This is a genomic window from Lysinibacillus sp. FW301-JW8 (genome assembly GCF_058788755.1).
Genome location: NZ_JBYTBB010000026.1, coordinates 31,184 through 54,048 on the forward strand (window position 1 = coordinate 31,184; position 22,865 = coordinate 54,048).

Consider the following 22,865-nt stretch of genomic DNA (forward strand, 5'->3'; position numbering starts at 1 on the left):
GTGATCGATTGTGGTGCTTGTTGGTTAGTGACTTGCTGTTGTCGGCTAGCGAGAGAAATTTCGACTGTATCTAATTTTTCATAAAGTTTTCATTGTGCCTTTAGATAATTGATTATATTGACTTAATTGCTTCATAGTTGACATATTTGCTTTCGAAGCATCTTTATTCATTATGCCTCGGAATAACGAGAAATTATTTAGTTTCAATTAAATACACCTCATATTTTAATATCGAAAAGATGTATTAATTTAACTTTTATGCAAGTTGTTTTGTAATAAAATAGCTTATCTATAGATAATAGGTTATAAATAAAGAAGTTCATTATTTTTATAAAGCTTTACAGTTGTCTAAAAAGAGTATTCATAGCAAAATATAGAATAGAAAATAAAAAATTAGGGGGATACCTACAATGAAAACAGAGCAACAATATTTTGATGAAGCAATTTCAATTCAGCAATACATGGATAATATGACAACGCTAAAAGAGGAGAGCTTTCGTATTTATGATGGCTTCGAAGTGCCAACAAATGATGATTTTGTCGAGCTGCTAAAAAACAAGCAGCCTAAAATTTTAACGATTACAGAGGATTGGTGTGGGGATGCTATGCTAAACAATCCGATTATTCGCCGAGTTGCAGAAGCAGCAGGTCTAGATATGCGTGCTGTACTACGTGATGAGGATACAGATTTAATTGATCGCTATTTAACAAATGGCGGTCGTGCTATTCCAATCTATCTTTTATTAGATAATGCTGGACAGGTTATTGGCAAATGGGGACCTCGTGCACCACAATTACAGGAACTAGTAGTGAGCAAACGAGCAGGGCTGCCTGATAAAGAAGATCCTGCATTTGAAGATGCACAAAAGGCATTATATGCGGAAATTCGTGAGGAAAATATAACGAATCAATCCTATTGGACATTTGTTTATGAGGATTTTAAAAATCAAGTGACAGCTGCGTGGGAATAGTCGTTAATGGAGTACGGTGTGTCTAAAAAATAGTGCAACATTTCAGCGAATAATTCGTTGAATGAAGTAGAATCTTATGAAGCAGGAAGGTATGTTATGAAACGTGCAAGAATCATTTATAATCCTACATCTGGACGAGAGGTATTTAAAAAGCATCTACCAGAAGTATTGGAAAAACTAGAGGTAGCAGGCTATGAGACATCTTGTCATGCAACAACTTGTGAAGGCGATGCAACCATTGCGGCAAAAAATGCAGTAGAACGTGGCTTTGATATCATTATTGCAGTTGGTGGAGATGGCACATTAAATGAAGTTGTTTCAGGTGTGAGCTCATTCGAAAAACGACCAAAAGTTGGTTTAATTCCGATGGGCACAACAAATGACTTTGCCCGTGCCGTGCACATTCCCCGAAATATTGAAGATGCTGTAGATATTATTATAAAGGGCGATACGTTGCCAGTGGATGTAGGTTTATTAAATGGGAAACGCTATTTCATCAATATTTCTGCGGGTGGTCGCATTACCGAGTTAACCTACGAAGTACCGAGCAAAATGAAAACAATGCTCGGACAGCTAGCTTATTACTTAAAAGCAGTAGAAATGATTCCATCCATCAAGGCTTCTCACATGCGTATTGAATATGACGGTGAAGTATTCGATGGAGATGCGATGATGTTTTTATGTGGTTTAACAAATTCAGTGGGCGGCTTTGAAAAGCTTGCCCCAGACGCAAGTATCAATGATGGATATTTTACATTATTAGTATTGAAAAAAGTAAGCCTTCCTGAATTTATTCAGCTGGCAGCAATGGCTTTAAGAGGCGAGCATTTAAATGATGATCGAGTGATTTATAAAAAAGCAAGTGTGGTAAAAGTAACGACAGAAGATGAAATACATTTAAATCTAGATGGCGAATACGGTGGGGATGCGCCTGCCACGTTTGAAAACCTAAAACGCCATATTGAAATTTTTGTACCACTTGCAGATATTCGTGAGGAAGATCGTATTTTAATTGAATAATTAAACCAAGGAGCTTTCTTGTGCTTAATCCAGTGCAAGAGAGCTTTTCATTTGATTTTAAGTATTGAAGGAACAATTTGGATATTTTTTCTCTATAGTGAAAGGAAGAGCTCAAAAAAGGAGATCGTATCTTTTTTGATATGGGAAAAAGTAGCTCAGAAAATGCCGAATCGCTTAATAGTGAGGAGAAGAAGCTCAAAAAGATACTGAACCACTCAATAGTGAAAGGAACTAATTAACGAATAAAAGTCACCTGATTTAAGGTTTAATTTTTTATTTAATTATGGTTCTAAAAAACCACTTATAACTTGGATATTATTCACAATAATGTATTGAAATCCATGGTGAATGTTGATTGTGAATGAATTAAGAAAAATGTTTGGCAAATGTGCGTATATTACTTGAACAAAATTTGAAACCTTTATAATAGGCTGAAATTTCGGTCCATTTTAAAGGTTTTTTTCGTTGTAATAGTGGAAAATGGGGGTATAGCTAAGGGAAAGGAAGTGTTGCCTTTGTATAAGTCACAGGAAAGAAAGCTCATTTGGCTAAGCTTCGGTGTTGCAATTATCATGCTACTTTCCATACTTGGAAGAATATTTGGAAGTTAGGGGGGCAATGAGATGATTAACGAATCAGCAGTCTTTTGGAGTAGAGCATTAACTGAGCTAACATTATCGTTCCATATTATTTATGCAACGATTGGTGTTGGTGTTCCGTTAATGATTATGATTGCTCAATGGACTGGGTATAGAAAGAACGATGAGCATTATATTTTAATGGCTAGACGCTGGGCACGTGGTTTTGTCATTACTGTTGCAGTTGGTGTAGTTACGGGAACAGCAATAGGCTTACAGTTATCTTTATTATGGCCCAACTTTATGCAACTTGCTGGTCAAACAATTGCGTTACCACTCTTTATGGAAACGTTTGCATTTTTCTTTGAAGCCATCTTCTTGGGAATTTATTTATACACATGGGATCGCTTTGATAGTCAGAAAAAGCACATGTTATTGCTAATTCCTGTAGCTGTAGGTGCATCCATGTCTGCTGTGTTTATTACAATTGTCAATGCATTTATGAACGCACCACAGGGCTTTGATATTGTAGATGGGCAGCTAGTAAATATTCAACCCTTTTTAGCAATGTTTAATCCAGCGATGCCAACAAAGGTAGCCCATGTTCTTGTGACAGCCTATATGACATCAGCATTTGTCTTAGCAGCTATTGCAGGATATCGCATGCTTCGAGGTTCTAAGCATGAGTACCATAAAAAATCATTATTATTACTTATGAAGATTGGTCTGATTTTCTCTATTGCAGCAGCAATTATCGGAGATTTCTCAGGAAAGTACTTAGCAGAATACCAGCCAGAAAAATTAGCGGCCGCTGAATGGCATTTTGAAACAGAAGATAAAGCCTCACTTATACTTTTTGGTGTGTTAGATGGTGAGGAAGTGAAATATGCCATAAAGGTTCCGTATGCCCTTAGTATATTGGCTCATAATAACCCAACTGCAGAGGTTATTGGCTTAGATCAATTTGCAGAGGAAGATAGACCACCACTTTATATTCACTATCTTTTTAATATAATGGTGTTTATTGGCATGTTCATGGTGCTTGTTTCACTGCTTTATGTAGTGGGGAAAGCACGTAGCTGGCAGTTTATCCACACACGTTGGTTTAGATGGATTATTGTTGCAGGAGGACCGCTTTCCATTATTGCTATTGAGGCAGGCTGGTGGCTCGCAGAAGTTGGGCGACAACCTTGGATTTTATATGGTTTAATGCGAACACCAGAGGGGGCAACTACGAGTGACCATGTAGATTTAATGATGCTATTATTTACTGGTGTCTATGCCGTATTGGCAGTAGGTAGTATTGTGGTATTGGTTCGTATGTTCAAAAAGAATCCAATTGAACGTGAAATTGAAGATCGCCATTCTGAAAAAGGCGGTGATTTCCTATGACATTAGAGATTTTAGGTATATCAGTCCTATGGATTTTCCTATTCGGCTATGTCATTGTTGCATCGATTGATTTTGGGGCAGGCTTCTTTAATGCCTACAGTCTACTCATTGGGAAAAATCATATTTTAACGAATATTATTAAGCGTTATTTATCGCCTGTTTGGGAAGTGACAAATGTCTTTTTAGTATTTTTCTTTGTTGGGATTGTAGGATTTTTCCCGCAAACAGCCTTTTATTATGGAACGATTTTACTTGTGCCAGTTAGTATTTCACTCGTGCTGCTAGCAATACGAGGCTCCTACTATGCATTTGAATCATACGGCTCACGAGGTCATATCGGATACACACTAACATATGGTGTGGCAGGCTTACTTATCCCAGCCTCTCTATCCGTCGTATTTGCAATTGCTGGTGGCGGATATGTCGATATTGTAAATGGGCAGCCCGTCTTAAATTATTGGACGCTCTACACAAGTGCATTTGCCTGGAGTATTGTCGTTTTAAGCATAGCTGCTGTACTTTATATTTCAGCTGTATTTTTAACATGGTATGCCCACAAAGCAAAGGATAAGGAAGCCACAAACCTAATGCGAAAATATGCGCTTATCTGGGCCGCACCTTTAATGGTTAGTGCGCTAGGCATTGTGTATGAAATGAAATCCATCAACCCAGAGAGCTATAATCATATGGTTGAATTATGGTGGCTGTTTGCCATTTCAGCAATCCTATTTATTATTACGGTGTTATTAATATGGATGCGAAAAAATTACGGTCTTGCTGTAGGACTATTGATTGCACAATTTGCAGTGGCATTCTTTGCCTACGGTATCGCACAATATCCATATTTACTGTACCCGTATTTAACAATTTACGATAGCTTCACCAGCACACAAATGGCAATCGCTCTTGTGATTGCGTTTATTTTAGGTCTATGTCTGCTTATTCCGTCACTTTATCTATTGATGAAGCTATTCCTATTTAACAAAAATTACGTGACAGGAAAAGAAGACAATCACGCATAGGAGGAAAGAATAATGGAGAAATTTCTTATGTTTTATGCGCCATTTATTGTAGTAATTCTAGGAATTGTCGCAGCATTCTGGTGGGCTCCCAAAGATCATCATATAGCAAAAGAGCAGCAGGAAGAGAGTCGCGAATAGCGGCTCTTTTTTCGGCAGGGCGGGGATGGTCAATCAGGATAGCTGAGGTAAAGGGAAGAACCACTCAGGTTAGAGAAGAATCCGCTCGGGTAAAGAAAAGAACCGCTCAGGTCGGAGAAAAAACTGCTCGGATAAAGAGAAGAATCGCTCAGGTCGGAGAAAAACTGCTCAGGTAAAGAGGAGACCCGCTCAGGTTGGAGAAAAAATTGCTCAGGTAAATAGGAGAACTGCTCAGGTTGGAGAAATATCCGCTCAAGTAAAGTGTAGCTTCGCTCAGCTCGCAGATGTATCCACTCAGGTAAATTACGCCAGTCAGATTCTGCTCATCAGATAGTTCCTACAATAATTAACAAGCCTTGTTCTTTTTTCATCCGCCAACACATGCTACAATAAGAAGATTGAAATGGAGGATGTACGAATGTCAGCACCCGTGAAAAAGAATAATCGACTAACAGTTTATATAGAAGATATAACACATGATGGTAATGGTGTCGCAAAGGTCGATGGCTATCCACTATTTATTCAAGGCGCACTTCCTAATGAAACGGCAGAAGTTCATGTGTTGAAAACCTTAAAAAATTACGGCTTTGCCAAAGTTGTAGAAATTATCGAGCCGTCCCCAGACCGCGTGGGAGCACCTTGTGACTATTTCCAGCAATGTGGTGGTTGCCAATTACAGCATTTATCCTATGAGGGGCAGTTAAAATGGAAAGAAAATATGGTAAGGAACGTTATGCAACGCATAGGTAAAATTGATGCACCTGTTCTTCCTGTGAAAGGCATGGAAGAGCCTTGGCATTACCGCAATAAAGCACAAATTCCTTTTTCCATAGATGAAGCAGGACAAGCAATTGCAGGTTTTTATAAAACTAAAACGCATAGCATTGTCGATATGGAGCGTTGTTTAATTCAAACAGGTGAGGCGGATGCTATTCTTGCAGGCTTGAAAAAGGAATTAGCGAAAATAGGTATCCAGCCATACAATGAGCTATCACATGAGGGGATGCTACGTCACATAGTCATTCGTAAAGCTCGTGCAACTGGTGAAGTCATGGTTGTACTCGTAACCAAAAAGAAAAAGTTCCCTCAAAAAGAGGCAGCCGTTGCGACGATACAAAAGCTTGTACCAAATATCACTTCAATAATGCAAAACATCAACAGCGACAAAACAAACGTCATCTTTGGTGATGAAACCATAAATCTATGGGGCAAGGATGTAATTATTGATTCAATTGGTGATGTACGCTTTGAAATTTCAGCTCGTTCATTCTATCAAGTAAACCCTGAACAGACTGAAGTTCTTTACAAACAAGCACTAGACTATGCTGATCTACAGGGTGACGAACGAGTAATTGATGCCTACTGTGGAATCGGTACTATTTCTTTATTCCTTGCTCAAAAAGCAAAGGCAGTTATGGGCGTAGAAATTGTCCCACAAGCTATTGAAGATGCAAAGCGTAACGCAGTACTGAACGGCTTTACAAATACGTATTTTGAGGCAGGCCCAGCAGAAGAAGTGATTCCACGCTGGTATAAGGAAGGCAAAGAAGCCGATGTCCTAGTTGTAGACCCACCGCGTAAAGGCTGTGATGAAGCACTTCTAAAAACCATTTTAGAGCAACGTCCAAAGCGAGTTGTTTATGTATCGTGTAATCCAGCCACACTTGCACGCGACCTAAGTATTTTGGAGGATGGTGGCTATCAAACACAGGAAATTCAACCTGTCGATATGTTCCCACACTCCACACATTGTGAATGCTGTGCGTGGCTTGAACTAGCTGATTAATCCGTATTTAAGCGTGCTTTTGAACGTACGCTTTATTCGGATGTGTCTTTGGTAAAGCTAACTTAATATTGCTAGAAACATAAAAAGCAGACGGTTTAGAAGTGCGATAATGCACTTCTAATTGGCCGTCTGCTTTTACTATGATTTTATGAATGAAGCGAGCTAAGATTGTTGGTGTAAGCTCTGTGAGTGGTTGTTTAGGATTTAATTGACTAAGGATATATGTTTTCAATTCATCTTTACTAACGATTGATTCTGTTTCTTCATTATTTAATTCATTTAGCTGCTGTACTAATTTTTCAATTTTAGGGTTTAGTCCAGTAACAAGGTCATCATAAGCGCCTTGATCGATTTTATCATCTAACAGTTTATCGAGCGCTTTTTGCTTTTTTTTCCGTAATTGTGTTAATTCAGTCTGTAACGCTTGGCTAGTTGAATCAGCATTTTTAGCTGATAAAGACTTATTAACTTTATTTTCAACTAATTTTTCAATTGATTCATAAGAGACATTTGAAAAAAAAATTTGATTTAGGTCGTTTAATAATAATCGGATTAAATCCTTTTCTTTAGGTCGGAAGTTATCAGAACATGCTTTTTTACCATGTTTATTTTGATAGCCACAAACATATCGATCACGCTTAAAGTGCATCCCAGCACCGCAATTGTCGCAAATAAGTAATCCGGTAAATAAATGCGTACTTTGTTGGGAACGTATTTTTTTTCGAGATTTAATCAGCTGTTGGACTAGGTCAAAATCTTCTATAGAAATGATTGGTTCATGCGTGTTTTCACGAATAATCCAATCTTCTTTCCGATTTTGAATCCGTTTGATTGTGGTTGGTGAAATGGTAGAAGTCTTTTGGGCAACTAAACAACCAGTATAGATTTCGCGTTCTAAAATTTGTCGTACAGTTGACCCGTGCCAATGTTTTCCTGCGTTACGATTCCCTTTACGTTGAGCTGGGGTAGGGATGTTTTCATTAAATAAATAACGTCCGATTGCATCGAAACTTTTACCGTTAATATATTCAGCGTAAATGAGCTTTACAATCTCCGCGCTGCCGTCGTTGGCAATGAATAGTTTTCCATCTGTTAAATCATAACCGTAAGGCGCTTCGTCAAAGCGACCAGATTTTGCACGTACCTTATAAGAAGCTTTAATTCGTTTACTTGTACGAACCGCTTCTATTTCAGATAACCAAGCGTATAAGCCGAGATTCATTGAGTTATCGTCTAGTGTATTAATGGCACCATCTAATGTAACTAAATGAATACGATTCAATGTTAAAATATTATAAAATTCGTAAGAAAAAGCTCCATTTCGAGAAATACGAGATAATTCTTTTGAAAGTACGACATCAAACTTTTTATCTTTTGCATCCTTCATTAATTGCTGAATACCTTGGCGATTAGTTTTTGAGCCGGATTCAATATCAATATAAATTTCGACCAGTTCCCACCCTTGTTCTTCAAGATAATTTTTTAAAAGTGCAATTTGAGCAGGGATTGAAGTTTTTTGTCCAATGTTATCTGTTGAAACACGAACATAAATTACACACCTCATAGGAAATCACCTGGTTTATTTGAATGATTTAAAGTATTCTCCTGAGTCTCATTATAATAAGCTGTTTTTAAATGAAGGCTTGTATAAGTGGCTTCCATTTCTGAAAGCCAAGCAAATAAACCAAAATTCATTGAGTTGTCAAAGAGCTTGTTTTGAGTAGAAATCGATGCCTTTTTGATATCCAAATCATTTGCTACACGAGCATATATTGTATATTTCATTGTTTTACATCCTCCTGAGAAGATGTAGTAGAATTCACCTTAGTTTCAGCATAGAACTGTTCGATATATGTGTCAAACAAGAGTTCGAGTGTTTGTTTAATACATAATGTTGGATTTTCGCTTTCAAAGATATTTGTGGTTTTCATGTTTCCTCCGTAATCAATATGAAAAATAGATTCTTTTAGCTAAAAGTAAACACAGTCTACTTTATAAAATTCTCTATTTTAAGGTTAAAGAGAAAAAAATCAATAAATATATTATTCTTTGAAAAAACTAGTATATTTGTTAGGCAAAAAGTAAATAGATATCTTATTAGCAATTCTAATACTAGGAGGAAAGTTAATGAGAATCGATATGACAGGTAAAAGATTTGGGATGTTAACTGTAATTAGACCAGTGGGTAAGGCTGAAGATGGCTCTATTATATGGGAAGCGGTCTGTGATTGTGGTTTAAGTAAACCCCTAGAAGTAAGTGGAGGAGATTTAAGAAGAGGGAGAAAAGTAAACTGTGGATGCCTACATGGAAATCGTGCAGATCTGTTAGGTAAAAGGTTTGGGAAATTATTAGTTACAGGATATCAAATTGATGATGTTGGAAGAAATTTCCTTTGGAAAGTTAAATGTGATTGTGGTAATACGACTATGGCAAAAACTCGTGATTTAACGAGTGGTAGTAAAAAATCATGCGGCTGTATTAAATCACCTAATTTGATTGGTAAGAAATTTGGTAAATTAACAGTAACTGAAAAGATAGCAGAGAAAAGGAATGGCTACCATTTATGGAAAGCTCTTTGTGACTGTGGAGAATACACTGAGGCTACTACAGGACATTTAAATAGTGGTAGTAAAAAAAGCTGTGGCTGTTTAGTAAACGAGTATGAAGATATTACTGGATTTAAGAGAAATAAGTTAACAGTTATACGGTTAGCAGATTATAGAACACAAAAGGGAGAACTTTTATGGGAATGTTTATGTGATTGTGGAGACATTACATACGTTACTAAGGATAAGTTTTTTAATGATCATACAAGATCGTGTGGCTGTCTTAAAGAGGCTTTAAGAGCTGAAAACCATCACAATTGGAAAGGGGGGGTTACTCCTATTTCTAAAAAGTTTCGTCGTTATATCAAACCTTGGAATGTAGCTAGTTTTATGAAGACAGATTATAAGTGTTATATTTCTAATCAAGCTGGCAAATTGGTGAATCATCATGCTAACGAAAAATATCCATTCTATAAAATTTTACAAGAAACATTTGAGGTTGCAGGGCTAGAAGTGCAACCTAACATTGGATATTACAAAGTAGAAGAGCTTGAAATGTTAAGTGAAGTGTGTTTAAAGTTACATTTTAAATATGGACTGGGAATTCCTTTAAAAAAAGAATTACATGCTGAATTTCATGAAACATATGGATTTTCACATTGGACTAATGAAGATTTTGAAGAGTTTGTAAAAAATAAAAAGGCATTATATAAAGATTAGGGGGCAGGTTAACTTCTATCTTAATCTTAGGTTTGGTGTACGTGAGAAGTTTATAAAGAGTAGCATTTAATTTCTATATGCTACTCTAAATTATTTAGGTGAGAATAATAATTACTTAAAAATGCCGCTTCAAGGCTCATATCCTTATTTAATTCACGTTCAATTTCTAATAGCCAGCCGTCATACTTACGAGAATAGTCCACTCTTTTAAAAGTATAAGGATACATTTGAAGCATTATTTCTTCTTTGATAATGTCTAATACTTGGTTGATGCTTAAATCACCGGGCAAGTCCAATACATACACTTTATAGTGCATCCCTCGTTCAGCATTATAGCCTTCGCGTAATGATTCGCGCTTTGTACCTTTGCCTTCAACTTTACGTCTCCAAGCCCCAATAGCTTCTCTAAGTCTTTTTGTTTCACTTGTAAGCTTCTTTTCGAGAAATATTACCTTTTCTTCTAGCGCTAAAACTTCGAGTGATTTTGATTGTTGCTGCACGAAATCATCCCCTATAATATTTTAAATAGTATAGCTGCTAAAAATCATATTTCTAGTTATCCGCTAAATAAATTTTCGTCACGTCTTCACGGTTATGACCGATTAACTGTGCTACCTTTAAACGGGCATTTTCCTCTGAATAACCATGCGCGAGGAAAGTGTCGTAATGCTCCTTTGCATAGGCATGTCTAAAGCTATGCATCGTTATTTCAATTCCTGCTTGGCGCGTATTCAACGGATCAATGATTTTATAGCGGTTATTTTTAATAAAGTCTTGAATCCGTTGAATAACTTGATGTGCTTTTTGCGTAGGAGGAACAAAAATCTTTCCACCGCGCGGAATATTTTGTATTGCTAGCTTTAATGTTGTTGTAGCAGCATCATTAAGTGGTACATGGCGGATAAGACCACCTTTGCCCGTAACCGTTAAATAGCCTTCTCTAAATGCTCTTTCAACGTCTGTGCGGCTTAATCGTATGGCTTCATGAATTCGTAAGCCCATTTCATTCGCTAATATAATAACAAAGGCCATATCAGGATTTTTCGTTTGCTCAGCAAGCTGAACTAATGCTTTATATTCTGTTTGTGTAGGACGACGATCCACACCACCAAAACGTCTTCGTTCTAACGAAAACTCACTAAATTTTTCGCTCAGTACTTGGTTGCTGCTGAGGTAATAACGGGCCTTTGGGATTTGGTCATGAAAATAGCGTATTGCAGCTAAGTCATTTTTAATGGTTGCTGCTGATTTCCCTTCACTTTGACGTTCGATGACATACTCTACTAAATGCTTGTTTTGAATATTAGCCAATGTTTTCAAATTATAATTGTCTGCTAAGAAGCGGCAAAATAAATCCATGTGATTGTAATACTGTGGCAATGATTTATGCACACTTATTCCTTTTCCATGTTTCGCAATTTTATTTAATTGTGACATTAAATTAAGGTATCCTCCTTTATTTAAAATAACTTCATTTTTCTTTGCTGCCATTTGCATTTCTTTTTCTGTTTTAATCCATCCTCGATTTCCTATGATGAACAATCCTCTCTGTTGTATTTGATAAAAGGGCAGACTTCACCCATTTGAAATTTTGACCATCTTTATGACTTTTATATAAAAAGGTCTTGAAGAAGCGCTATATCACTAGGCTTCCCAACCCTTTAAACCCACTGTCTATATGGATATATATATATATAGTTATGAATGATAAGGCCGTCTTTAACGTCTTGTTAAGTACTACTTTGCACAACTTTAAGCAAGATTGCTTAACGCTATAAAAGCGGGTGCAGCTTGCTTATACTAGCGATTTGCTAGCTTCTAAAGGTAAAGAAAAGCAAGGTCAATGTCCACAGACATAGTTATCTATTTTAAATAGATGGTTAGAACTGAGCTATTGTTAAACTCTTGCTCTAAGAGTATTGAGCTACTTGTATTTTTAGGTGTATTACCACCATTAATAGTTGTCCCCAAGCTAATTTGAGACGATGGTTAAAGTTAACTAGTATCTAGCAACAGCTATGCGATACAGACCATTTCAAAGTTAGGCAACAGCACGATTTGAAACTGGATTTCTCTTTCTATATAAAACGTTGTGATGAGTACGAAGCAAAAAATCAACGTGTCTTTTTTGCTTCACTAGCAATGAATGCTGGAAACCTAGCCAATTGAAATGCAATTGGATTATTCAATATATGTGAAATAAGTAAAATACTTATGGGATTTTTTAAAAGGTACTCGGAGATTAGTAGATAGGAATGTGATTTTGAATTGTTGGAGTAGTTTGATCGATACGAGATTAGTGATTTTTCTAACTGTTGATAGAGGTATATTAAAAGGCGCTATTTGCACACGTAGTCAAATAAAGATTTTTAGGTTAGGTATCACAGAAGTGAACTGATGGGATTGTTGGAAGTGAAATATAAAACAATAAGTAAAGACTTATATGAATATTGTAGTAGCTTTTTAACTTAATTTTAAGAGTACAGGTGAAATTTTCAAGTCCAGTAAAATGTAATTTTTTAAATTTTATACATGGTATAATGTGGTTAATCAAATGAGGTTGGGGTGATTACATGATTAATAGATTAAAAATAAAAAATTATAAATCCTACAAGAACTTTGAATTAAATTTAAATCCAGACTTGAATATTATTATTGGAGATAATGAAGCGGGGAAATCCACTCTGCTAGAAGCTATTAATTTAGTTTTAACAGGTCAATTAAACAATAGATTACTTCAAAATGAATTAAGTCCATATTTATTTAATATAGAATGTGTAAAAAAGTATTTACAAGATTTAAGCACTAATCCCCAAGTTGAATTACCTAAAATAATCATTGAATTATATTTTGATAATCCAGATAACGTATATAGCGAGTTGAAGGGAACAAATAACTTATTAAGAATTGATTCTCCGGGAGCTTCTATAAGCATTGAATTTGATTCGACATATCAAGCTGAATATGAAGCTTATATTCAAGATGTTAGTACAATTAAAACATTACCGATTGAATATTACAAAGTTGTTTGGCGATCTTTTGCGGGTAATAGTTTAACTTCTAGAAGTATACCAGCCAGATCCACATTAATAGATACTTCTACTTTAAAATATCAAAACGGAACAGATATTTACCTGCATAAAATTTTAAATGACTCCTTAGAACCCTCACAGCGCACAGAATTAGCAGTTCATTATAGAAAACTCAAAGAAACTTTTTCAGAAAACCCTTCGATATCAACAATAAATGAAAGTATAAATGAAAAGAAAGGTGATATTACTGATAAAAATTTAAACGTATCGGTTGATATTTCAAGCAAAACTAACTGGGATAAGATTATCACTGCTTATTTGGATGAAGTTCCATTCGAATACATAGGGAAAGGTGAACAAAATGCCATAAAAATGAAATTGGCATTAGAATCCAGTACAGAAATAGAAGCAGTGGTATTAATTGAAGAGCCAGAAAATCATTTGTCGCTATCTAACTTAAATAAATTACTAAATGTAATTAAGACTAAGAATGAAAATAAGCAATTAATAATTACAACGCATAGTAGCTTTATTTTAAATAAGTTAGACATTGGAAAAATGTTATTACTTTCAAACGACAAAGTTATAACAACATTTAATGAACTTGATAGAGAAACTAGAGATTTTTTTATGAGGTTGCCTGGGTATGACACTTTGCGTTTAGTATTAAGCCGAAAAGTTATTTTAGTAGAAGGACCATCAGATGATTTGATTGTACAAAGAGCTTATAAGGATAAGTATGGGAAATTGCCTTTAGAAGACGGTGTAGATATTTTTTGTGTAGACGCCTTATCCTTTAAACGCTTTATTGAAATATCTGCTAACCTTAAAAAGGAAATTATTATAATCACAGATAATGATGGTAATATAAAGTCAAATATCACTGAAAAATATGAAGAATATTTGAGTAATCCCAATGTGAAAATATTTTATGGGAATGATGAAAACTTAAATACGCTTGAACCCAATATAATTAAGGCTAACGAAAGTAACTCGGGTTTATTAAAACAAATTTTTAATCATCCTAAATTTAGTGATGAGCGGTTATTAAGTTATATGTTAAATAATAAAACAAGTTGCGCACTTAAAATTTTTGAATCTGATAAAAATATTCATATGCCGAGGTATATTTTAGATGCAATTGAATAATAAAGTTATTGTTGCAGCCGCTGGATCTGGTAAAACAACTTATATAGTAAATGAGGCATTGGAAAATGCACCTAAAAAAACTTTAATAGTTACATTTACTAATAAGAATCGAGAAGAAATTGAGAAGAAAATTAATACACTTCATGGATTTATACCTAAATATATTGTAGTTAAAAGCTGGTATTCATTTTTGTTAGCAGACTTAATAAGACCATACCAGAATACTGTTTATGAAGAACGAATAGAAGGAGTATATTTTCCGAATGGGCCAGTTAATAGATACATTTCTAAATCAAATTTTAAAGCATTCTTTTTGAACAATAAGAATGAGGTAAATAAAGATAGGCTCTCCGAATTAGCAGAGCTAGTAGCTCAAAAATGTGAATATAAGACTATTACTCGATTAAGTGAATTATACGATTATCTTTTTATAGATGAAGTACAGGATATGGCTGGCTATGATTTAGAAATATTTAATTTTTTAATGTATTCTCCAATAAATACATTGTTTGTAGGTGATATTAGACAAGCAACCTATGCAACAAACAATACGACTAAGAATAAGAAGTACAAAGGGATAAATATTATTAATTACTTTATGGAAAGAACGGAAATCTGTGAGGTAGATCAAAGCTTGAATATTAGTCATAGATGTAATCAAATGATATGTGATTTTGCTGATGGCTTATTCGAGGGTATGGCTAGTACATTATCAAAAAATGAAAAACATACTGGACATGATGGAGTATTTATTATTCATCCGAATGATGTAGAAGAATATATTCAAAGATATAATCCCCAGTGTTTAAGATACGACTCCAGAACGGCTTTACCAAGAGCGATTAATTTTGGGGATTCAAAAGGTTTAACATTTGATAGAGTCCTCATAAAACCTACTGCTAAGATGGAAAAGTATTTGAAAACTGGGGAGTTAGTTTTAGATGAAACAACTTTAGCTAAATTTTATGTTGCTCTAACAAGGGCTAAATATAGTGTAGGAATTATTAGTGCAACTAAAAATGTTAAGGTAAATGGTACTTGTAATTTTAAGGAAGAAAGCATTTTAAAATAATTACGACTAAGGGGATATAATGGCCAAATCTAAGAGCTTTGAAGAATTTTATTATGTTAAAACGGGTAAGAACTACAATGTTTAAGATGTGATAGGTTATGCAATTAACAAAATAGTTTTAGTCCGATTGGCGGGTGTTATAATAGCTGATTTATTGATATTAAATCATACGATTAGAGATTTCCATGTGAAGTTTACCTTTTTGGCTATTCATAAAGAAAAAGTATTGAAAAGAAATGAAAAAAATTTTTACCAATGTTTTTATATTGCTATAAAGATGATTGGTAATATTAACTTAGAGGAGATCCTATGTTAAAGATAAAAGTTATTAAGGCTTTTGATGGAGACTGTATATTAATTAGTTTTTTAGATAGTGATAAAAAAGTTAAAAATATATTAGTTGACGGTGGTACCTATAGAACCTATTCTAGAAATTTAAAACCGGTTTTACAAAGTCTTCAAGATAAAGAGGAAAGTATAGATTTATTAGTTATTACACATATACATGATGACCATATTGGTGGGATAGTAGAGTTGTATCAAGATGCTGATTTTAATAAAGATTTAATAAAAAAAGTATGGTTTAATTCTAAAGATTTATTAAGAAGTATGGCACCAAATTTAGATGAATCCAATGAAGAAATTAATTTACTTCTATCTAATGATTCTAAAATGGGAATGAAGAGCGGGAATACATTAGAAGCAGAATTAAGAAAAAAAGGTCATTGGGAAGAAAAGGTGATTTTTTTGGGGGAAGAATTAAATATTGATAATGCTAAAATTACAGTTCTAGCCCCAACGTTAAATGGTATAAAGGCCTTAAAAAAAGTGATGAAAGTCGAAGAAGATGAAACCACATTACAAGCTGCTAATAAAAAGGATTACGATGAGAATATATGTGATTTAATTCAAAAAAAATTTGCTGAAGATACTTCTGACACTAATAGAAGCTCGATAGCACTAATATTAGAATATATTGATAAAAAAGTGCTTTTATTAGGAGATTGTTGGCCAAGTGATATAGTTTCATCTTTACAAGAGCTAGGTTATTCCAATGAGAATAAATTGAAAATTGATTATTTAAAAGTATCTCATCATGCAAGTAAAAAGAACACTAGTAAAGAGTTATTAGATTTGATAGATTGTGAAAACTTCATTATAAGTACAGATGGTTCACAACACGGTCACCCAAATAAAGAAGCCTTTGCAAGAATAATTGAAAACAGGGGACCAATAAAGTTTTACTTTAATTATGAAATTTATAATGAGATTTTCTCAAAAGAAGAATTAGTAGATTATAAAGTTCAATGTTATGAAATAGAAGAAATAGAGGTGTAATATGAGTTTTTCAAAAATATATGAGAATATTGCAGTGAAAATTAAGTGTATAGATGAAGAGGGAAGTGGTCTATTATTTAAAATACCATCTCAAGATTATGCTTATGTTTTCACAGCTAAACATTGTTTAGAAGGGACTTCAAAAGAAGCACAAAGTTTTTCGAAAGCAAATATAGAAATTTTGCGATTAGAAAATGGAGAGTGGAACTCGATTGAGGTCATTGATTATAAATTACATAATAAGTCCGATTTAGCTTTAATAATTGTTAAACCTCCTGAAGATCTTGAAGAAATTTTATTAGCAGAAAAAAATTATAGAGAAAATGTTACAATTTATGGTTTTCCACAGCATACAAGATCACATAGAAATCCGGCGGAAAGCTTTGATGCAAACTTATTAAAAGAACAAACTAATATAATTGAATTGAAAACAGAATATGATTTATCTACTTTTGATCGTGGTGCAGCTACTTATTTACCAGGATTCTCAGGTTCAGGAGTTTTCATCGAAACAACAGATAGAAAAATTGCTTTAGTAGGGATTTTTACTGAGATTAAGGATCGAAAAGTTGCATATCGTACATTAAATGCTGAATCTATTGAACAATTTAACGAAATAATAGCAAGTACTGAATATCACCAGCTACCGATGTTAAAACCCGAATATGTTTTAAAAAAAGTATTTCCACATGCAAAAATTTTAAGTGAGTGGAAAAGGGACGAACGTTTAAATTCTACAGAATGGCTTGATTCAGAAAGAACTAGATCATTAATTAATGATATTCATAATCATTTGTTAAGTGATAATGAGATAAATATTTTACATCTTGTAGGGAGATCTGGAATTGGTAAAACTAGAGCAACACTACAAGCTTGCATTGAAAAAGAGGAACTTTCAAATATACTTTATTTTAATAGTTATGTTTCATTTAAAGAATCTGTAGATAATTATAATTTTGATCCTAATAAAAGATATTACTTTGTGGTAGATGATATAACTATAACTGAATGGGAAAGTCTAAATAATATGTATTCTACTTCTAATATTAGAATCATTACTTTAGGTGTCTCTCCTGAGTATAAGATTAGAGCAATAGAAGGTTTAAGAATAATAGAACAGCCATCAGAAGAAGATATAATAAACTTAATTCAAAATGTTAATCCGGTTATTGATGCCCTTGGTTGCCAGAATATTTTGAGATTAAGTGATAAAGATTTGAGATTATTAATACTTTTATTAAATACGTATCACAGGGAACAATCGTTTACAAGTATGTTACATGTAGGAGATAGATTTTGGAGCATGGAGAGTACTTTAGATAGAATTCTTAATCAATTTGAGTCTGAAATCGGTGATATAAACGAGTTTAAAAAATATTATAGTAAGTTATGTCTTTTGATAGATATTGGTATAGCTGGAGAATATAAAAATGAAATAATTTATCTATCGGATTATTTTGGATTAAATCAACAAAGTATGTTTGCATTCGTCGATAAAGCGAGTAAATGTTGGTTAGGCTTAATAAAAAACGAATTTTTTGAGCCATTACCGAGAGCTTTATCAAGATATATTTTTGAAATTGATTCATGGCCCTTTGTTAAAAATGATTTAAGTAATTTTATTAATGGTATGCCAACTAATCTAATGAAAAAACGTTTTATTAACAGGGTAGAAGAATGTCATGAAGTGTTTCGACAGGAGGTAGCTGCGGAATTATCCGCCTGGTTTCTAGAGACTTTTTCTGAAGAAAGATTAGAATTATTGAATAATGTAGATAACGCTAAGGTTTTTAAAGTATATACAGAGTTTTCACCTGAAATTGGTCTAGGGTGGTTAAAAAGAACTTTAAAGAGAGCAAGTAATGAAGAATTATTAAACTTTAAGGGAAATGGAGGGTTTTTAAGTTCAAATGGAGAACGAAGATACATAGTATGGCTATGTGAACATTTAGCATGTTTTAAAGAATATTTTTGGGCATGTGAAGAAGTATTGTTTATTTTAGCTCAGAATGAAACTGAGCTACATATATCGAATAATAGTAAAGGAGTTTGGATAGGACTATTTACACCGATTTTATCAAATACTGAGACACCGTTTGAAGGTAGATTTACTCTACTCATGCACAGATTAAAAAATTCTACAGGTTTAAATCTTAGTTTAATATTAGATGCTATTGTGCCGGTGTTTAATGGAATAGGCTCTAAGATTGTACCACCAAAAGTAATTGGAGGTAGAGTGGTGCCACAAGAGTGGAGACCGGCCAATGAACAAGAGTTGAAAGATTTGAAAGTAATGGCAATGGAAACACTAATTTCTAATTTAAAACCTATTAAAGATGAAAGAATAGAAATTATAAAAGATTTTATAATCAAAGAATTAAGAACGTTTATCGATTTCGGAACTATAGAAGCTTTAAAAGATATCTTTAAAGAATATGGAATCGAGGAAGATACTGAAATTAAGTTGAGAAATGCGATTGAAGATTTGTTATATAGGCATCTCAAATATGGTCATTTTATAAACAACGTTGAAGAGTTAAGAAACTGGTTAGAAGAACTAAGTGATCCGAGCTTTGACGGTCTTATGAAAGAATATCTTTTAGGTGATTATTGGGGAAGTTATCATAGAAAAGGTGAGTCAGTCGTTGATAGAGATATTGATTATTTGGCAAAAGAAGTATTAGAAAATAATGTTATTATGGATAGTTATTTAAAGTTGGTAGGAGATATTCATAATAATATTTTTGTGCAAAAGTTGATGAGAAGAATCGGTTTTTTAGATCAGCAAAATCAATTCAATGATTTTATTGTTAATTTGATTAAAGAAAATAAAAATACAATAATAGTTATTGCGTATTTACAAGGTATATTAAGTAAACAGGGCTTCTTCCCAGAAATATATATAAACATATTAGATGAGTATGAAGAAAAATTCCCTGAAAGTATTTTATCAATAGTAATTGGATGCGAAATAAATGGTTCTGGATATGATAGGTTATTAAGAATAATAAAAAATAATAAAAGTCTAATTGGAAGTTTATTATCTATGCAATATAGTACTTGGAATGAAACCTTGTCTGATTCTCAAATATATGAACTATTTTTACAGATTGAAAGTGCATCTAATGACAGACTTTCAAGATATATAATATTGAAACTAGCATATGGTTGGCATCGTCAAAATCATAAAACTGTGGCCACTCCAGAAATGTCAGTATTTTTAATAAAAATACTGTTAGAATGTTTGATTGTGGAAAATTATAAATTCGACGATTGGGACTGGGAACAAGTTTTTGAACTTTTATCAGAAGAATTAATGGAACATAAGATATCATTACTAGTTGTAATTTTGAAAGGTAAAAAGGCTGGTCATTCCCATTTGGAAAATATTTCTTTGAAGTATCTTAAAAAGTTTGCAAAAGACGGGTACTCCGAGTATGTTATGTCTAGTTTAGGCACAGTTATGCTAAATGCGAATAATTATATTTTCTATTTACGTGTTTATAGAGGTCTATTTGAATCTATTGAAATAGAAGTTGTTAAGAAGTGGGTCGAAGATAATGGGATTGAAGCAGCTAGAGCTTTAGCACGACATATTGAATCGCCTGCTAGCAGAGAGGAAGATAAATCTTACGTTCCTCCTCTTACAGAGTGGCTTCTATCTATTTATGAATGGGATGATAGACTATTCCATGAGTTTATTGCTGGAAGACATTCTTTTGAAGTGATAAATATTTCTGAAGCAATAGAAAATCATGAAAAACTAATAATAGAAATGGAGCCGTATTTACAGCATAGATTAAGCAGAATTAGACAATGGGCAGAATATGAAATTAAACAATCAGATGGAATTAAAAAAGATGAGCAAATTAGAAGGCATAGAGAAGAAAGAGAGTATTAGATAAGGTGAATCCACTACATCTCTATTTGATTTTATACCACCATCAGCACTCACCACATTGTGAAGCGGTTGCGTGGTTGGAGTTATCTTAATATACCTGGTACACACGTAATTCGCATACGATACCGAAAATTTTAAAGCTATACTATATAACTTGAAAAAGTAGACATACTCAATCCAGACCCTGATTTTCTTGCAAATAACTTTTGCGAAATTGGGGTCTTTTTATATGGAACTTAATTGGAAATATCTAATGTTCAGCATATATGATTAGTACATAGATTAATCTATCCGTTTCTTTTCTAGGAAAGGAATTGCTTGTATTGATTTTATATCATGAAGACTTCCTATGCTTATCACCGGTAATCAAGTAGTTATTTATAGGGGCTTTCCAGAAGTTTTGCGACTTTTTGGAGGGCTTTATTTCATAGCTATTTCACGGGAATTCAGAGAATAAATTTTAATTTTACCTCATGATAAAATATATTGTCAATAATAAATTTGTAAATTTATAAAAAAATGTTATAATAGTCTTACAATTGTTTTTTTAAAATCGTATTTCGAATTCCGCTGTCCTTTTTTACAGATAGAATTTGGATACGTTTTTTTATTATCCTTTTTTAAGCCGAAGAAAAAAATTAAAACAGTTATGTGAGCATTAAAGGAAGTTAGTTGAATAAAATTATTAATTTACTATCTAATAGTAACTGGGTTTTTATTTCATAAGGAGGACTAGAATAATGAATCTAATCAATAAGAAAGTTACACACAAGCGTTTTGGCATGGGTAGTATAGTTAAACATAATGAAACTAGTATTGAAATAAATTTCGCATCGGAAAATAAAATGTTTGTTTTCCCTGATGTATTTGGAACGCACCTAAAACTACATGATAAAAGTGATGCTAATTCACTTGATAAAATAATACAAAAAAAGGAGATGGAACGAAAGGAGGAAGAACGGAAGAAAGAAGAGGAAAAAAAACTACAACGAAAATACCAGGAACTTCGCTTAGAGCACGAAAAACTTATGAAACATCATAAACTTCATCCAGAATCACAAATGGTTTTTAGGTGTGACACAGAAGAACGAAATAGTTCTTTTTCAGAGTGGAAGGTTTTTTCGGGCGCAATAAAAAGTGGTAATAACAAGGGGAAGCCAAACAAACCCATCCGCTTGCATCAAAATAGTGCTGTCCTGTTAACAGCAATAGATTCCGGCATGCCTGAAAAAGCCAGACATATCTTAGGTGTCTATATGGTGAATGAAGATTTTATCGGTAAGCTTTGTGAAGATGGAAATATTCTTGCTCATTCAAAATACAGAATCCAACTTACAGAACAGGAATCGGATCAGCTACTTTTTTGGCAATATTATGTAGATAAAAAATCCCCTGACAAAATGACATGGAATACAGGTAAATACCGTTATTTTGATAATTTATGGATGGCTCAAATTTTACTTGATATAGTTTCGTTGAAAAGTAACACAGAGGAACGAGAGCTGGCACAACAATTTTTTAAACATTTTTGTAAAATGAACCAGATAACAGTTCAAGATTTAGCAAAGCCTAATGGCGCATTAATGCGTATTTAGACGTTAGCCCAAAGATAATAAGAATGACAGGGGACTGACATATTTTCCTATCTATCACTAATGCCGAACAGTACTTGGCTTTGTTTGCTAACAAACGTGTGGAGTTAATATAATAATCATTTATCAAGAACGAATTCTTATTAAAGGAATTCGTTCTTTTTGTATTGAAAAATGAATAAAGATATTTTTGGTTGAATTTATTGAGCGAATGAAGTGGGACTGTAAAAGATGGAAGTAAAGTGATATGAACGAATTATGGGAAGGTTTATGATGATTAAAATTTGTTTATTGAAAGGGATTTTTGCAAAAACAATCGATATATACTAGGAAAACAAAGATATTATCCTCCCATATGTTGACCTGGTATTATGCATAATATATGAAAATTCATCTGAAATAAAGTATTGGAAATTAGACTGAACTGAGGACAGCGCAAGAGCTGACATTCTGCCACTTAAAAAACAACAAATGTTAGTTAAAAAACCAACATTTGCAAGGTTTTTTATTACAGAATTTATGTGAATTGGCAATAATTATACTAATTGTCTTTTACGCTATTAACAACTTGACAGAAATCTAAATGGGGAGTAAGCTACATAAGCTG

General features: G+C 33.5%; 17 protein-coding genes. 12 read left to right on the forward strand and 5 right to left on the reverse strand.

Annotation, left to right across the window (positions count from 1 at the left end):
* Positions 1-410 precede the first annotated feature (410 nt).
* The 6 genes from AC3WOM_RS12245 (at position 411) to rlmD (ending at position 6,907) form a co-directional block, all read left to right on the forward strand.
* On the forward strand, positions 411-971 hold the full coding sequence (locus tag AC3WOM_RS12245; protein WP_427548900.1) for a thioredoxin family protein: 561 nt from the start codon (positions 411-413) through the stop codon (positions 969-971).
* 96 nt (positions 972-1,067) lie between these two features.
* Positions 1,068-1,991, forward strand: a complete 924-nt coding sequence (locus AC3WOM_RS12250) for a diacylglycerol kinase (protein WP_492447039.1) — start codon at positions 1,068-1,070, stop codon at positions 1,989-1,991.
* Positions 1,992-2,614: 623 nt separating this feature from the next.
* Complete coding sequence (locus AC3WOM_RS12255) at positions 2,615-3,961, forward strand: cytochrome ubiquinol oxidase subunit I (protein WP_492447041.1); 1,347 nt, start codon at positions 2,615-2,617, stop codon at positions 3,959-3,961.
* Positions 3,958-4,983: a cytochrome d ubiquinol oxidase subunit II gene (locus AC3WOM_RS12260; RefSeq protein WP_427548906.1), complete on the forward strand. Its 1,026-nt coding sequence runs from the start codon at positions 3,958-3,960 to the stop codon at positions 4,981-4,983. Before AC3WOM_RS12255 ends, AC3WOM_RS12260 begins: the two co-directional genes overlap by 4 nt.
* A gap of 12 nt (positions 4,984-4,995) precedes the next feature.
* Entirely contained in the window at positions 4,996-5,121 is a 126-nt protein-coding gene (cydS, locus tag AC3WOM_RS12265; protein ID WP_492447043.1) for a cytochrome bd oxidase small subunit CydS family protein, read from the forward strand.
* A 418-nt stretch (positions 5,122-5,539) separates the two neighbouring features.
* Positions 5,540-6,907: a 23S rRNA (uracil(1939)-C(5))-methyltransferase RlmD gene (gene rlmD, locus AC3WOM_RS12270; RefSeq protein ID WP_492447044.1), complete on the forward strand. Its 1,368-nt coding sequence runs from the start codon at positions 5,540-5,542 to the stop codon at positions 6,905-6,907.
* A gap of 7 nt (positions 6,908-6,914) precedes the next feature.
* Here rlmD and AC3WOM_RS12275 read toward each other — a convergent pair whose 3' ends face one another.
* From AC3WOM_RS12275 to AC3WOM_RS12285, 3 genes are read right to left on the reverse strand one after another with little or no spacing between them, the layout of a single operon-like run.
* On the reverse strand, positions 6,915-8,471 hold the full coding sequence (locus tag AC3WOM_RS12275) for a recombinase family protein (RefSeq protein WP_492447045.1): 1,557 nt from the start codon (positions 8,469-8,471) through the stop codon (positions 6,915-6,917).
* Complete coding sequence (locus tag AC3WOM_RS12280) at positions 8,468-8,692, reverse strand: hypothetical protein (protein ID WP_492447047.1); 225 nt, start codon at positions 8,690-8,692, stop codon at positions 8,468-8,470. Before AC3WOM_RS12280 ends, AC3WOM_RS12275 begins: the two co-directional genes overlap by 4 nt.
* Complete coding sequence (locus AC3WOM_RS12285) at positions 8,689-8,838, reverse strand: hypothetical protein (RefSeq protein WP_492447048.1); 150 nt, start codon at positions 8,836-8,838, stop codon at positions 8,689-8,691. The genes AC3WOM_RS12280 and AC3WOM_RS12285 overlap by 4 nt, the downstream gene beginning before the upstream one ends.
* Positions 8,839-9,034: 196 nt before the next feature.
* Between AC3WOM_RS12285 and AC3WOM_RS12290 the strand changes: the two genes are divergently transcribed.
* On the forward strand, positions 9,035-10,174 hold the full coding sequence (locus AC3WOM_RS12290; RefSeq protein WP_492447050.1) for a hypothetical protein: 1,140 nt from the start codon (positions 9,035-9,037) through the stop codon (positions 10,172-10,174).
* Positions 10,175-10,254: 80 nt separating this feature from the next.
* On the opposite strand, the gene AC3WOM_RS12295 is transcribed toward AC3WOM_RS12290, so the two are convergent.
* Together AC3WOM_RS12295 and AC3WOM_RS12300 are read right to left on the reverse strand one after the other, a co-directional pair.
* Positions 10,255-10,674, reverse strand: coding sequence for a hypothetical protein (locus AC3WOM_RS12295; protein WP_492447052.1), 420 nt, complete (start codon positions 10,672-10,674; stop codon positions 10,255-10,257).
* A gap of 52 nt (positions 10,675-10,726) precedes the next feature.
* Positions 10,727-11,716, reverse strand: a complete 990-nt coding sequence (locus tag AC3WOM_RS12300; protein ID WP_492447054.1) for a tyrosine-type recombinase/integrase — start codon at positions 11,714-11,716, stop codon at positions 10,727-10,729.
* 1,031 nt (positions 11,717-12,747) lie between these two features.
* On the opposite strand from AC3WOM_RS12300, the gene AC3WOM_RS12305 reads away from it, so the two are divergent.
* From AC3WOM_RS12305 to AC3WOM_RS12325, 5 genes are all read left to right on the forward strand, one after another.
* Positions 12,748-14,355 (forward strand): ATP-dependent nuclease, encoded by a 1,608-nt coding sequence (locus AC3WOM_RS12305; RefSeq protein WP_492447055.1) that lies wholly within the window; start codon positions 12,748-12,750, stop codon positions 14,353-14,355.
* Complete coding sequence (locus AC3WOM_RS12310) at positions 14,342-15,427, forward strand: UvrD-helicase domain-containing protein (RefSeq protein WP_492447057.1); 1,086 nt, start codon at positions 14,342-14,344, stop codon at positions 15,425-15,427. The genes AC3WOM_RS12305 and AC3WOM_RS12310 overlap by 14 nt, the downstream gene beginning before the upstream one ends.
* 309 nt (positions 15,428-15,736) lie before the next feature.
* Positions 15,737-16,765, forward strand: coding sequence for a ComEC/Rec2 family competence protein (locus AC3WOM_RS12315; protein WP_492447059.1), 1,029 nt, complete (start codon positions 15,737-15,739; stop codon positions 16,763-16,765).
* Between the two features lies 1 nt (position 16,766).
* Positions 16,767-20,666, forward strand: a complete 3,900-nt coding sequence (locus AC3WOM_RS12320; RefSeq protein WP_492447060.1) for a S1 family peptidase — start codon at positions 16,767-16,769, stop codon at positions 20,664-20,666.
* Between the two features lie 740 nt (positions 20,667-21,406).
* On the forward strand, positions 21,407-22,261 hold the full coding sequence (locus tag AC3WOM_RS12325; protein ID WP_492447062.1) for a malate synthase: 855 nt from the start codon (positions 21,407-21,409) through the stop codon (positions 22,259-22,261).
* Positions 22,262-22,865 lie beyond the last annotated feature (604 nt).

Excerpts from the sequence above, each read along its gene's own strand:
- AC3WOM_RS12245 (WP_427548900.1), top strand. The coding sequence starts at position 411 with ATGAAAACAGAGCAACAATATTTTGATGAAGCAATTTCAATTCAGCAA.
- AC3WOM_RS12250 (WP_492447039.1), top strand. The coding sequence starts at position 1,068 with ATGAAACGTGCAAGAATCATTTATAATCCTACATCTGGACGAGAGGTA.
- AC3WOM_RS12255 (WP_492447041.1), top strand. The coding sequence starts at position 2,615 with ATGATTAACGAATCAGCAGTCTTTTGGAGTAGAGCATTAACTGAGCTA.
- AC3WOM_RS12260 (WP_427548906.1), top strand. The coding sequence starts at position 3,958 with ATGACATTAGAGATTTTAGGTATATCAGTCCTATGGATTTTCCTATTC.
- cydS (WP_492447043.1), top strand. The coding sequence starts at position 4,996 with ATGGAGAAATTTCTTATGTTTTATGCGCCATTTATTGTAGTAATTCTA.
- rlmD (WP_492447044.1), top strand. The coding sequence starts at position 5,540 with ATGTCAGCACCCGTGAAAAAGAATAATCGACTAACAGTTTATATAGAA.
- AC3WOM_RS12275 (WP_492447045.1), bottom strand. The coding sequence starts at position 8,471 with ATGAGGTGTGTAATTTATGTTCGTGTTTCAACAGATAACATTGGACAA.
- AC3WOM_RS12280 (WP_492447047.1), bottom strand. The coding sequence starts at position 8,692 with ATGAAATATACAATATATGCTCGTGTAGCAAATGATTTGGATATCAAA.
- AC3WOM_RS12285 (WP_492447048.1), bottom strand. The coding sequence starts at position 8,838 with ATGAAAACCACAAATATCTTTGAAAGCGAAAATCCAACATTATGTATT.
- AC3WOM_RS12290 (WP_492447050.1), top strand. The coding sequence starts at position 9,035 with ATGAGAATCGATATGACAGGTAAAAGATTTGGGATGTTAACTGTAATT.
- AC3WOM_RS12305 (WP_492447055.1), top strand. The coding sequence starts at position 12,748 with ATGATTAATAGATTAAAAATAAAAAATTATAAATCCTACAAGAACTTT.
- AC3WOM_RS12310 (WP_492447057.1), top strand. The coding sequence starts at position 14,342 with ATGCAATTGAATAATAAAGTTATTGTTGCAGCCGCTGGATCTGGTAAA.
- AC3WOM_RS12315 (WP_492447059.1), top strand. The coding sequence starts at position 15,737 with ATGTTAAAGATAAAAGTTATTAAGGCTTTTGATGGAGACTGTATATTA.
- AC3WOM_RS12320 (WP_492447060.1), top strand. The coding sequence starts at position 16,767 with ATGAGTTTTTCAAAAATATATGAGAATATTGCAGTGAAAATTAAGTGT.
- AC3WOM_RS12325 (WP_492447062.1), top strand. The coding sequence starts at position 21,407 with ATGAATCTAATCAATAAGAAAGTTACACACAAGCGTTTTGGCATGGGT.